The organism is Ohtaekwangia sp. (assembly GCF_036568665.1).
In the GTDB taxonomy this organism is placed as follows: domain Bacteria; phylum Bacteroidota; class Bacteroidia; order Cytophagales; family Cyclobacteriaceae; genus Ohtaekwangia.
In genome coordinates, this window is record NZ_DATCSD010000204.1 from 1 (window position 1) to 13982 (window position 13982).

The 13982-nt window shown below is 46.4% G+C and carries 12 protein-coding genes; all 12 read left to right on the forward strand.

Annotated features, from left to right (window positions below; all coding sequences use genetic code 11):
• Positions 1-316: 316 nt before the first annotated feature.
• Entirely contained in the window at positions 317-658 is a 342-nt protein-coding gene (locus VIN08_RS11415; RefSeq protein WP_331964722.1) for a hypothetical protein, read from the forward strand.
• 103 nt (positions 659-761) lie between these two features.
• Entirely contained in the window at positions 762-3902 is a 3141-nt protein-coding gene (locus VIN08_RS11420) for a CusA/CzcA family heavy metal efflux RND transporter (RefSeq protein WP_331964724.1), read from the forward strand.
• 34 nt (positions 3903-3936) lie between these two features.
• Positions 3937-5184: a TolC family protein gene (locus VIN08_RS11425; RefSeq protein ID WP_331964726.1), complete on the forward strand. Its 1248-nt coding sequence runs from the start codon at positions 3937-3939 to the stop codon at positions 5182-5184.
• A complete protein-coding gene (locus tag VIN08_RS11430; protein WP_331964729.1) occupies positions 5181-6320 on the forward strand; it encodes an efflux RND transporter periplasmic adaptor subunit in 1140 nt (379 codons plus the stop codon). The genes VIN08_RS11425 and VIN08_RS11430 overlap by 4 nt, the downstream gene beginning before the upstream one ends.
• A 302-nt stretch (positions 6321-6622) precedes the next feature.
• Complete coding sequence (locus VIN08_RS11435) at positions 6623-7378, forward strand: ParA family protein (protein WP_331964731.1); 756 nt, start codon at positions 6623-6625, stop codon at positions 7376-7378.
• A gap of 26 nt (positions 7379-7404) precedes the next feature.
• Positions 7405-9702, forward strand: coding sequence for a methyl-accepting chemotaxis protein (locus tag VIN08_RS11440; protein WP_331964733.1), 2298 nt, complete (start codon positions 7405-7407; stop codon positions 9700-9702).
• Positions 9703-9713: 11 nt separating this feature from the next.
• Positions 9714-10229 (forward strand): chemotaxis protein CheW, encoded by a 516-nt coding sequence (locus tag VIN08_RS11445; RefSeq protein ID WP_331964736.1) that lies wholly within the window; start codon positions 9714-9716, stop codon positions 10227-10229.
• On the forward strand, positions 10226-10681 hold the full coding sequence (locus VIN08_RS11450) for a chemotaxis protein CheD (RefSeq protein WP_331964739.1): 456 nt from the start codon (positions 10226-10228) through the stop codon (positions 10679-10681). The genes VIN08_RS11445 and VIN08_RS11450 overlap by 4 nt, the downstream gene beginning before the upstream one ends.
• 21 nt (positions 10682-10702) lie before the next feature.
• Complete coding sequence (locus tag VIN08_RS11455) at positions 10703-11059, forward strand: response regulator (RefSeq protein ID WP_331964742.1); 357 nt, start codon at positions 10703-10705, stop codon at positions 11057-11059.
• 10 nt (positions 11060-11069) lie between these two features.
• Complete coding sequence (gene cheB, locus VIN08_RS11460) at positions 11070-12086, forward strand: chemotaxis-specific protein-glutamate methyltransferase CheB (RefSeq protein WP_331964745.1); 1017 nt, start codon at positions 11070-11072, stop codon at positions 12084-12086.
• Positions 12083-13786, forward strand: coding sequence for a chemotaxis protein CheA (locus VIN08_RS11465; RefSeq protein ID WP_331964748.1), 1704 nt, complete (start codon positions 12083-12085; stop codon positions 13784-13786). Before cheB ends, VIN08_RS11465 begins: the two co-directional genes overlap by 4 nt.
• Positions 13783-13982: hypothetical protein (locus VIN08_RS11470; protein ID WP_331964751.1), on the forward strand; the 200-nt coding region annotated here is incomplete at its 3' end. The genes VIN08_RS11465 and VIN08_RS11470, both read left to right, overlap by 4 nt.

Below are 13982 nucleotides of genomic sequence, written 5' to 3' on the forward strand. Positions count from 1 at the left end.
TCTGCTCCCGATAGCTATCGGGATGCGGGAAACAAAAAAACCGGCAGATACCTCCACCGGTCCTTCGGAACCTAACCTAACCCCCTATTACCTCGGTCCCGAAAGATCTTTCAATAACCCAGGGTTGTAATTTACGGACAATACTATCGGCCAATTCTGAATAAAATCTGAACTTTACCGCTTCTTCATTATTTTTGCAGAAATCTTTGTTTGTTAGGGGCAGGAAATATTCAGAATCTGTTCAGATTTGCTTTATTTGTTTGCTGATATCATGAGGCAATTCAACGCGATAGTGCTTTTGATTCTCTATCTCTCTGTGAATACCGAGCTACACCAGGTATTCCGGTTGCCTATTTTCTTTGAACATTACTTCGAACACAAGCAGCAGAACAGTCACATCAGTATGCTCAGTTTTATTGTTATGCACTACTTCAGTGGCGATGTAAGGGATAGTGACTACGAACGCGACCAGCAATTACCTTTTAAACACGCACATTGTTGTGTAGAGCTGTCCGGTATATCGCTGGCTGTTCCCACCGAATGCTTTACCGAGTTGGTCGCCAGGTTTAGTGTACTTGCACGCAAGAACGTTATCCACCAGCCTGTATTTTGTTCATCATCCTTTCAGTTCTCTATCTGGCAACCGCCCAGGGCCTGATCAACACCAGCTATATTTCACAAACCAGGTATTCGTCTGCATACATTTTTGCAGCATGAATTATCCTGTATATATATCTATTTTTTCAAATATGATTTAGCGCATGCTTAATTCCATTATTCAATTTTCCATACGCAACAAACTTATTATAGGGTTGTTCATTGTGGCACTTATCGGTTGGGGATGCTATGCAGTAACGCAGCTTCCCATTGATGCTGTGCCTGATATTACCAACAACCAGGTGCAGGTACTAACCATCGCTCCCTCTCAATCCGCACTGGATATCGAGCGACTGGTAACTTTCCCGGTAGAGCAAACCATGGCTACTATACCTGGCATTGTAGAGATACGATCGTTCTCACGCTTCGGGCTATCCGTAGTTACCATTGTATTTACCGATGATACCGATGTATACTGGGCACGCCAGCAGGTGAGCGAACGTCTCACCGAAGCCAAGAAACAGATCCCTCCCGGTATAGGAACCCCTGAACTTGGTCCTGTAACGACCGGGCTAGGCGAAATATACCAGTACCAGCTAAAAACAGAACCCGGCTATGAAGCGAAATATACTCCGATGGAACTGCGCACTATTCAGGACTGGATTGTGCGAAGACAACTGCTCGGCACAAAAGGTGTAGCTGATGTAAGCGGCTTTGGCGGATTGTTAAAGCAATACGAGATCGCACTGTCGCCCGAAAAGTTGAAGAGTTTAAATCTTTCCATTCACGATGTATTTACCGCGCTTGAAAGCAACAACGAAAATACCGGTGGCTCCTATATCGAAAAGAATACCAATGCCTACTTCATTCGTAGTGAAGGACTGATTACTTCCGTAGAAGATATAGGAAACATCATTGTTCGCACATCGCCATCGGGAGTGCCTTTGCTTATTCGCGATATAGGCATCGTTAAACTCGGTCACGCGGTTCGCTATGGTGCTATGACACAAAACGGCAACGGAGAAACTGTGGGTGCTGTGGTAATGATGCTGAAAGGTGCCAACTCTTCGCAGGTAATTGCCCGCGTGAAGGAACGCATTGCTGTCATTCAGAAAACATTACCCGAAGGTATAACGATTGAACCGTTTCTCGATCGTACCAAACTGGTGAACAACGCCATTGAGACCGTTACTAAAAATCTCGCAGAAGGTGCGCTGATCGTCATCTTTGTATTGGTGTTGTTATTGGGTAACCTGCGTGCAGGGCTGGTGGTAGCATCGGTTATTCCGCTCTCGATGCTGTTCGCCATTATACTCATGAACCTTTTCGGTGTATCCGGGAACCTGATGAGTCTTGGGGCGATCGACTTCGGATTAATCGTAGATGGTGCCGTAATTATAGTGGAAGCTACACTGCACTATATTATGCTTGCATCCGGCACAACACGCTTAACACAACAACAGATGGATGAGCAGGTACAGGAGTCGGCCGGAAAAATGATGAATGCCGCTGCCTTCGGTCAGATCATCATCCTGATCGTATACCTCCCTATACTTTCATTAGCCGGTATAGAAGGAAAAATGTTTCGCCCCATGGCAGAGACCGTGATCTTCGCGATTATAGGGGCATTTATATTATCGCTCACATATGTACCGGTTGCTTCCGCACTCTTCCTCAGCAAATCGGTAACACACAAGAAGAATATATCGGATAGAATTATTGAATGGTGCCATACTATATATGAGCCTGCCTTGCAGTGGTCGCTAATGCATCGCAAGCTGATCATCGCCGTTTCAGCAGCATTGCTGGCAATCTCTGTCTTTATATTTACTTCGCTCGGTGGAGAATTTTTACCGGAGCTTGATGAAGGAGACTTCGCTGTAGAAACACGCCTGCTAACCGGCAGTAGTTTAACCACAACACTCGAAGCAACCTTGCGCGCTGAGAAAGTTCTGCTGCACGATTTTCCGGAAGTCGAAAAAGTGATCTCTAAAATCGGCTCAGCCGAAATTCCCACCGACCCGATGCCGATCGAAGCGGCCGACCTCATGGTAGTGATGAAAGATAAATCTGAATGGGAGACAGCTTCCACTAAAGATGAAATGATCGAAAAGATGCAGGAAGCTCTGCGCGAACAAGTGCCCGGTGTATGGTTTGGTTTTCAACACCCCATACAAATGCGCTTTAACGAATTGATGACCGGGGCGCGACAAGATGTAGTGGTAAAGATATACGGTGAAGACCTCGATCAACTGACACGCTATGCGCAGAAGCTGGGCAAGCTGGTAAACTCAATTGAAGGCACCGAAAGTCTTTTCATTGAGAACATGACCGGGCTACCGCAGATCATTGTGCGTATGAAGCGCGAGCAACTCGCACGCTTCAACCTCTCGGTGCAGCAGGTAAATGAAGTGATCAATGCTTCGATGGCGGGGCAAAGTGCCGGACTTGTATTTGAAGGTGAAAAACGTTTCGACCTCGTGGTGCGCATGGATATTAAGAATCGTCAATCGATAGAAGATGTACGGAACCTGACCATACTTTCTCCTGCTGGTTTACAGATCCCATTATCGCAGGTAGCAGATGTAGTATTGGAAGTTGGGCCCAACCAGATACAACGCGATGATGCCAAGCGAAGAATCGTGATCGGCTTCAACACACGCGGCCGCGATGTGGAAAGTATAGTAGACGAACTCAAACAGAAAATTGATAGCGGAATAAAATTCGATCCGGGCTACTATGTTACCTACGGGGGTACATTCCAAAATTTATTAGAAGCACGCGAACGTCTCATGATCGCAGTGCCGGTAGCACTTATTCTTATTTTTATACTACTCTATTTTGCTTTCGGATCAATCCGTCAGGGATTATTGATCTACACCGCTATACCACTCTCTGCCATTGGCGGCATATTCGCGCTTTGGTTTCGGGGAATGCCGTTTAGTATATCGGCCGGAGTAGGATTTATAGCACTCTTCGGTGTCGCTGTATTGAACGGTATAGTACTGATCGCCGAATTTAACCGGATGAAACAGGAAGGGAAATATAGTCTGCCGGAGATCATTGCCAAAGCAACCTCCGTGCGACTGCGCCCGGTAATTATGACGGCTACGGTAGCATCATTAGGCTTTCTACCCATGGCCTTATCACAAGGCAGTGGTGCTGAAGTACAGAAGCCCCTGGCGACTGTTGTAATTGGCGGATTGGCTACAGCTACGCTGCTAACGCTGATCGTATTGCCCGTGCTATACTATATCGTGGAGTCTGCGTCAACCACTGAAACCCGGAGCCATGAAACGCACTAATCGAAATATATACCCGTACTTCATAAACAGACTTATGAAATCCTCAATTCGATATATAGCAATGGGATTAATGCTCGCTGGCACAGCTACCGTTCGCGCACAGCAAGCCGGCATTACCCTGAACGATGCTATAACGCAGGCGCTGGAGCGAAATCCATCCGTGCAGGTAACAGCCCTGGAGCGAACCCGGCAGGAAACGTTGAATCGCGCTGCTATAGATATACCGAAAACAGAAATAGCATTGGTATACGGTCAGTATAACAGCATAGAACGGCATGACAACAACATTACCATATCGCAAAATATACCGTTCCCCACGCTATACGGCCGGCAGCTTTCCCTTAGCAAAGCCATGACAGAGTCGAGCCGCTATCGCGAAGATATAGCGCGCCAGGAGTTAACGTTATCGGTGCGACAAGTCTTCAACCAATTGCTTTACCTGAAAGCAAGACAAGCTATACTCTTGCAACAAGACAGTTTGCTGAGCGATCTCGTAAAAGTTGCCGGCCTCCACTATAAAACAGGCGAAGGAACGTTGCTTGGAAAAACATCTGCCGAAACACAATGGCATGAATTACAAAACCTGCAGGCGCGCAACGAGGCCGATATACGCATCGCGTTGAATCATCTTCAATCGCTCTGCCAATCGCCTGCCATTGCGGGTGTAACGGGCGACCTCGAGAATAGCTTTACTGCATTGCCTCATGATTCTTCTGCCATTTTACAAAACCCAACGCTGATGTATACCCGCCAGCAGGTAGAGGTAGCGTTACTCGAAAAGAAAGTAGAAGCCGCACGCGCTATGCCGGAGTTTCGTCTTGGATATTTCAACCAGACACTTATTGGTGTACAAACTGTACAGGGACAGGAGCAATACTTTGGTTCGTCAAAACGCTTTCAGGGATTTCAATTTGGTCTGGCCATACCGTTGTGGTACGCACCACATGCAGCAAAAATAAAAGCCGCTTCGCTGGCCGGAGATATAGCACGTAAACAACAGGAAGCATTTACGGTTACCCTCACGCAGCAGCACAACCAGGCGTATCAGGAGTTACTCAAGAATCAACACAGCCTGGATTATTACCGTGACTCGGCTCTTAAAACAGCAGACCTTCTTACGCACCAAAGTCGCATAGCCTTTAAAAGCGGAGAGCTGGATTACACCACGCTCCTGTTAAACCTGCGCCAGGCGCTGGCCATACACGAAGGGTACCTCAACGCCCTGTATCAATACAATCAAAGCATCATCTTCATACAGTATCTAAACGGAACTAAACCATGAAATATATAGTCATCTGGATCACAACGGGTATACTACTGGCGCAATGCAGCAGCAAGCCACCGGAAGCAGCAGCAGAAAATGCTTCAGCCGATTCTGCCACGTATATAACCGTGAGTGATGCACAATATAAAGCCGCCAACATCACGTTCGGTAAAATTGAACAGAAGTCGGTCGCACAACATCTACAGGTAAGTGGCAAACTTGATGTGCCTCCGCAGAACCTTGTTACCATTGCCGCACCTATGGGAGGTTTTGTAAAAAACACCACCCTGCTACAAGGCATGAAAGTAAACAAAGGCGATGTGCTGGCCACGATGGAAAACCAGGAGTATATACAGCTTCAGCAGGATTATCTCGATAACAAAAGCAAACTGGAGTTTCTGGAAGCAGAATATAATCGCCAGCAGGAATTGGCACGCGAAAATGTAAACGCACAAAAAGCATTACAACAGGCCAAATCACAATATACCAGTATAAAAGCGATGGTAAGTGGATTGGAAGCCAAGCTCTCCATGATCAACATCTCTCCTGCTTCGCTGGCTAATGGCAATGTGCGCTCTACTATAAACCTGTATGCACCGCTCAGCGGCTATATCACCGAAGTAAATGTAAACATGGGGCAGTATGTAAATGCCACCGATGTTATGTTCAGGATCGTAAACCTCGAACACATTCATGCGGAGTTACAGGTATATGAAAAAGATATCAGCAAAATTGCCGTAGGGCAAAAGGTACTGTTTCAGGCATCCAACGAAACAACACCGCGCGAGGCCGCGGTATACCTGATCGGCAAAGAGATCAGTGCAGAACGCACTGTGCGGGTTCACTGTCATCTGGAAATAGAAGATCCCAAGCTATTGCCGGGTATGTTTATCACCGCTACTATAGAAATCTCGTCCGCTCCGGCCGATGCTGCACCAACAAGTTCCATCGTAAATTTCGAAGGTGATAACTATATATTTATAGCAGCGGCTGATAAAAATCATTTTCGTGCTATACCTGTAAAGACGGGAGATAACGCAGGAGAATTTACAGCAATCGAGTTGCCGGAAAATTTCAATCGCCAAACTCCGATCGTAACACAGGGCTCTTTTGAATTACTGGGCTTACTCAAGAATCAGGAAGAGGAAGAATAATTTCTATAACATGATAAAAATCATAATCTAACCGGAAAACTTTTTAGTGAACTCCAAATAAAAAAGCAGATTGTAGTTTTTCAGATATAGTATAGTGGTGTACTCCCTGTATCACTCATTATAAACTAAGTATATATACGGAGGTCACAATATGTAGTAAGTCAGAAAATATATCACTTTTAAAAAAAAGCAATTAAAAACTTACAATCAACTTATTGAGATAAGAGAGAAATAATAGCATATAGATGAGATAGTGAATTTTGAATCCTGTTCAATAGGAAAAAGTACTATCAAGTTTACTGATGGTTATTTCGATCGTCAATCATAAAGGAGGCACGGGAAAAACAACTACCACATTAAACCTGGGTGCGGCTCTTGCGCGCCTGGGTCTAAAAATTTTAGTGGTAGACCTCGATGCACAAGGCAACCTCGGCTATTCACTTGGCATACCTGACACGAGCTATACATTGCGCGATGTATTGTTTGAAGAAGTAACACTCGACCGCGCCCTGGTAACCTGCGAAGGCATGCAGGTGTTACCCGCCAACATTCAGCTTGCCGACCTGGAACGATCACTGGCCAAAGTAGATATACCCTACTATTTTCTCCGCGACCTGTTACAGCAATCCGCTGCACAGTATGATTTTATATTGCTCGATTGCCCTCCTTCCCTCTCGCTCGTTACCGTAAATGCACTCTGCGCATCCCGGCATGTTGTTATACCACTCCAACTGGAAGTACTCTCCGTACGCGGACTGGAGTTGATGATGAACTCCGTAAACGACATTAAAAAAACGTTGCATCCCGCGTTATCGGTACTCGGTATACTTCCGGTATTGGTAGACAAACGGAAAAATCTCAATCACGAGGTTATCGAACACATTCGTGATCACTATCAGTTAAAAATATTCGACAGTCATATACGCGCTAATGTAAAAGCATCAGAAGCTCCCTCTTTTGGTAAGAGCATTCTCGCGTATGCACCTACATCCACCAGCGCAAAAGACTATATACTTTTTGCCGATGAATTTCTCAAGACTCTATCACCTTACAAGTAACACTATATATGGCTCTAGGTAAGAACATGAAAAAAGAAACAATCCTTCCGGTAACACCACAGGAATCCTCCACCGTACTGGTTACACCACCTCAGCAACAGTCAGGCGAACTGGCATTGCCACAGGATTCAGTGGCTGCATTCGAGCAGCTTCGCAGAGAGCTGGATATACGCATGGCGCAGGTAAATGTAGCCTGTATCGTATCGGAGTCTGACCTGCGGGGAAATATCATTTATGTGAACGATACCTTGTGCGAAGTATCGCAATATACCCGTGAGGAATGTATCGGTAAACCGCACAGCATGTTTCGCCACCCCGATTCTCCGAAAGAATTATTCCGCGAATTATGGAGTACAATACGGGCTGGTAAAATATTTCGCAGTGTAATCAAGAACCGTAAAAAAGATGGTAGCCCATATTGGGTAGATGCACTCATTGCACCGGTAACTGATGCTGAGGGCAAACCGATCAAATTTATAGGTGTACGCTATAACATTACCGAGCAGGTATTAAAAGAACAGGAGCTGAAAAAATCCAAGCTCGAGTCAGACGGGCAATTGAATGCCATTAACGCCAGCAACGTTTTTATAGAGCTTGATACTACCGGCAATGTCATCAAAGTAAACGACCTCTTCCTGCAAACATTCAAGTACAGACGCGAAGAAGTGATAGGCAAGCATCATCGGATCTTCTGCGAAGAGTCGTATATAAACTCACGCGAGTACGAACGTTTCTGGGAAGACCTGCAGAAAGGTATACCGCAGATCGATGAGTATAAACGTTTAGCACGCGATGGCTCCGAAATCTGGATACAGGCCAGTTATACTGCAGTAACAGACGAAGCCGGCAATACTACTTCTATACTTGTTATTGGTACAGACATCACCGTGCAGAAGATCAAGAACGCAGACTTGCGCGGCCAGATGAACGCGATCGACAAATCGAATGCCGTGGTGGAATTTACTCCCGATGGAACGATCATCACTGCCAATGAAAACTTCCTTACCATTACCGGTGGTTACACCTTGCAGGAACTGAAAGGTAAACATCACCGTATGTTTGTAGACGCTGCATACGGACGAAGCGAAGAGTATCGCCAGTTCTGGAATCGACTTGCCTCCGGAGAATTTATGGTAGATACTTATACCCGCCTCGACAAACGCGGCAACGAAATACATTTGCAGGCATCGTACAATCCTATATATGATGTAAATGGTAAACTCTATAAGATCGTAAAGTTTGCGACCGATGTTACCGAAGTGATTCGCGTTATCAAAGCGATGTCGGCCGGTAATTTAAGTCTGCGTTGTCACGTAACAGCCGATACAACGGGGTTGCCACTGGAAATCAACAAGACACTCGATAATCTTGCTTCGGTGATGAGCAACATCAACCAGGGCTCTGAAGTAGTATCGCGTTCATCAGACCTGCTGCAGAAAAAAACGCAGGACATGAAGCGCAACACTACAGAAGTTGCAGCCGCTATAGCACAGATCGCAAAAGGTGCACAAGACCAGGCACAACGTATCGATGAATCGTCCAAGCTGGTAAACCAGGTGGTATATTCTGCTGGAGAAATGGAGAAGAAAGCCGACCTGATCAGTAAAGCAGCAGCCCGGGGGTTGGATGGCTCCAATGCAGGACTGAAGACGATGAAAGACCTGGTGAGAAACATGGGTGGTATAAAAGATTCCGCCAGTCTCACAGCACGCTCCATTGATATACTTACACAGCGCTCCGAAGAGATCGGTCGTACACTTCGTGTCATCACAGATATAGCAAGTCAAACCAATTTGCTGGCACTCAATGCAGCGATTGAAGCTGCGCGTGCCGGTGATGCAGGCCGTGGCTTTGCCGTAGTTGCCGATGAGATACGCAAACTCGCGGAAGACTCACGCAGGTCGGCAGTAGAAATTGAAAAGATCATCAGCGATGTGCAGAAAGATACACAAGCTGCCAGCAAAGCAATCGAGAACATGGAAAGCAGTGTGAAAGAAGGTAACGTAGCCAGCGAAGAGTCGGCACGCATCTTCCAGGAAATTGCCGGCACTACCGAAGAGACTTTTGGATTCTCGAAAGAAATTCTTACTACAGCTTCCGGACAAAAATATGCGATCGATAATGTAGTAAAGAATATGGAGCAAATTGTAGTGGTCGCAGAAGAAACCGCTGCAGGTACACAACAAGTGGCCAGCTCCAGTCAGCAGATGAACGGAGGTATGCTGGATATATCCAAAGCCGGAGATGAACTTTCAACAGTAGCCGCAGAGTTGCAGGCGAGTGTTCAGCAATTCAAGCTGAAAGAAAAATTACATCACCATTGATTCTGTCGGATATGAATATACCATCCAAAGAAGTTACCGTTTCACCGGCACAGCGCAACACGATGCAGATAGTAGTATTCCGCCTGGGCGATGAAGAGTACGGCATTACCATCGATCAGATCAAGGAAGTAGCGATCACACCTCCTATCACGCGCATGCCGCAGGTGCCTGCATTTATAGCGGGTGTCAGTAACATTCGCGGGAACATCATTGCTATTCTCGATCTTGGAGAGAAGTTCGGCATACCCCTGAAATATAGTCTGGAGCAAAACGAAAAGACGTATACCCTGGTGATCGACAACCCGGAATTTAAAATGGGTATATGGGTAAAAGATGTACCCAACACCATGACTATATCACGGGCTGATATTGAAGAATCGTTCTTTACCGGTGGCAATACACAAGATCAATCCTATATAACCGGCATTGTAAAACGCGATAACCGGCTGATTATACTCATCGACATTTTCCGCGTATTAAGCTCGCAGGAAACCAAACAGTATTTTACCAAAGCCGTTGCCGAATGAGATCGCAGGCACTGTCTATAAATGATGTAAAAGTATATATCGGTCCGGTAGAGCTGGTCTGCTATGGCCTGGGCTCCTGCATTGGTCTGTTTATAACGGACAGGCTACGCAACATTTCCGGCTGTGCACACATTCCGCTTCCGTGGGGAGAAGGCAGTGCCGACATGCGCGGTGCCGATGAAATGCTGCCGGAGTTACTGGATGCTTTTCGCTCGCATGGCAGCGACTGTTTGAATCTGCGCGCCAAGATTGTGGGCGGTGCACAGATCATTCCGCTCATGCCTTCTGCTGGCGACAGCAATACACAGACGGTGCTTGATTTTCTTCGTGCACAAAAGATTTACATAGCAGCTATCGATACGGGAGGCCGTGTATCGCGCACAGCGCGATTTAACAGCACCACCCAAATGCTGACTATATCAACCTCTGACCATAAAACATACGCTATCTGAATTAAAAAAAACGTTCCAACCATGTCAAAGAAAGTATTGATCGTAGATGACTCACGCTATATGCGCATGCTGATCCAGGAAGCACTGGAGCAGAGCGGATATACTGTTGTAGGACAAGCCTCCACCGGTGAGCAGGCCATCGATATGGCATTCGATCTCCAACCCGATATAGTAACACTTGATAATATACTCCCGGATATGATCGGCCTCGATATACTCAAGGCTTACCAGGCAGGCAACCTCGCCTCCAGCGTAGTAATTATCAGTGCTGTGGGGCAGGAATCAGTTATACAGGAAGGATTGACTCTGGGTGCACGCGGATATATAGTGAAGCCGTTTACGCAGGAACAATTACTGCAAACTATACAAGCGCTTTGATTCTGATTGCGTGCCCGAAAAAACAAAAGTTATACTGATCGATGATTCAGGGTTTATGCGCATCCTGTTATCGGACCTGCTATATGAAGACCCGATGATCGATATACTGGCACGCGCACGCAATGGTTTGGAAGGTGTAAACCAGGCAAGACTTCTTAAACCGGATATAGCGATTACCAATATGGAAATGCCCGAGTACGATGGATGTTACTTCGTTAAAACAATGATGCACGAAATGCCACTGCCGATTATCATACTCAGCTCGCTGAAACGATATGACAAGCGCATATCCGAAGCGTTGGATGCCGGAGCATTTGCCTATTTACAAAAGCCGGATAAAACAGAAGTGCAGGAAGGCTATCGCACATTAAAGAAACTAGTGCATACCGCATCACAGCTTCGCTATACACAGCCGGATATACTCCCCATACCAACACAGAGAAAAACGCGGTTTGATATTATCGCCATAGGAGTTTCCACCGGTGGACCGAAGGCAGTAGAGTATATTATCACGCATCTTCCCCACACGTTATCGGCTCCTGTAGTGATTGCACAGCACATGCCTCAACCGTTTATCGAATCGTTCGTGAGGCGCCTGAAGGAATCTACCGGGCGAAATATATCCGTAGCCCGCCATGGCGAATCATTGATGCCGGCACATATATACCTCGCACCGGGCATAGCCAACGTGCGCATCACGCAAAAAGAATCACAGTCACCCGCATTTACCTTCGTCAATGATACCTATAAGGAATTTAACAACCCTTCCATTGATTGCCTGTTCGAATCAATAGCCGATGTATTTGGCAACCGCGCCCTGGCCATTGTATTAACCGGCATGGGTAAAGATGGTGTATATGGTTTGCAAAAGATAAAAGAGCAAGGCGGATTTACCGTTGCCCAGGACGAAGCCTCGTCTGTCGTATATGGTATGCCGAAGGCCGCTTACGAATCGGGTGCGGCAACCTATCAAATGCCGGTTAATGAGATCCCTTATTTCATCACGCGAAGTCTGTATCACGCATGAGTACAAAAGAAGAAGAATACCGCGAGATATTTTTAACAGAAGCTATCGAACAGGTTACCGAGATCAACCGGTTGCTCACAGCATTGGAAAAAGACACCACCGATGTTTCGCTTATCAAAGCACTGTTCCGCCACATGCATACGCTGAAAGGCAACGCTACGGGTATGGGCTACGCAGCTATTGCCGAGATAACACATGTGCTGGAAGATCTCTTTGCTGCCGTTCGTGATGGCCGCATGGCTATACATGCCGAGATGTTCACCGCTATATATCGCGCTGCCGACATACTGAGCGAACTGGTCCATGCCATTAAACACCCGAAGAACGTTTCTTACCGCGGTATTAAAACAAAACTGGAAGTGATGCTGCGCGCGGCTATAGCACCGGAAGTAACATCACCCGTAGAAAATATACCGGTCGAAAAAATACTGCATCACGAAAGTATAGATACCGAAGACGAGGATAGAAAAGAAGATGCCCGCATCATATTCTCTGACCTGGTGCAGGTGCCTGTGCAAAAGCTGGATAACCTCCTCAACCTGGTGGGCGAACTGGTAATTGAGCGCGACCGTCTACTCACTGCGTTGCAGGGTAATCGCGCAGCACAAGGACAGTACACGCGATTCAACCGCATGCTTTCTGATCTGCAATACTCCGTAATGGATGTACGCCTGGTGCAGGTAGATTTTCTGTTCAATAAATTTCATCGCATCGTACGCGATGCCGCAGCGCTGGAAGGAAAACAAGTCGCACTACAACTCGAAGGCACTGATACCGAGCTCGATCGAAATATACTCCAGGTGATCAGCGACTCACTCATTCATCTTATTCGCAATGCCGTGTGCCATGGTATAGAAGCACCGGAGAAAAGAGTACAGACCGGCAAACCCGAACGCGGCACTATTACATTGAGCGCTGCCAACGAAGCAGATGCTGTGATCATTACAATACAGGAAGATGGTGCCGGTATAGATCTCTCGCTGATAAAAAGAAAAGCCATCGAGAAAGGTATACGCAGCCAGCAGGAAATAGAGCAACTCAACGACCACGATATACGCATGCTCATTTTCGAATCGGGTTTCTCTACGCTTGATGAAGTGACTACTCTGGCCGGCCGCGGTGTTGGTATGGATGTAGTAAAAAAAGCACTGGATAGTATAGGCGGAAGTATACAACTCGAATCAGAATTTGGAACAGGCACAACGTTCAGGCTAAGCCTTCCGGCATCCATGGCTGTAAAGTCAGCGCTCCTCTTTGAGCTTGGCGAAGAAACATTCGCTATACCGCTCTCCTATACCGAATCAGTTACATCTATCTATCGCTCCGCCATCCACCCGGTGTCGCACAACCTGTTCACCGTATATCTCGGAAAAACGATCCCCCTGTTCTTCCTCGGAGATATACTTCAAAATAAAAGCCATGGCAATACCGACCGGATGCGCGCATTCCATACGCTACATGCGGAAAGCCGCGTGGAAATCATTATCGTTTCCTTTCATGGTAAACAGATCGGCCTCATCGTAGATAAACTCCTGCAGCAAAAAGAGATCATCGAAAAACCACTGAGCAAACCAGTGGAAGATGTATCATTTGTAAGCGGAGTTACTATTCTGGGCAATGGTCGTGTCTGCCTGGTATTGAGTGTTCCCGGTATACTCTATACGCTCCAACATCAACAACCCAATAAAAGAATTATATGATCACGCATCATCACGATCAATCAAAAGCAACAGGCCTGATAAAATCGGCCTTCGAAAAAGGCTTCCATCATGCAGCCAATGCTTTCTCACAGTTTGCCGCTATCCAGCTAAGTTATAGCATTGTGCACGAAGAATTTCATGTTGTGGAAGAAGACGAAGTAAAGAACCTGCATTGTTTCATTGAGAACAAATCGTC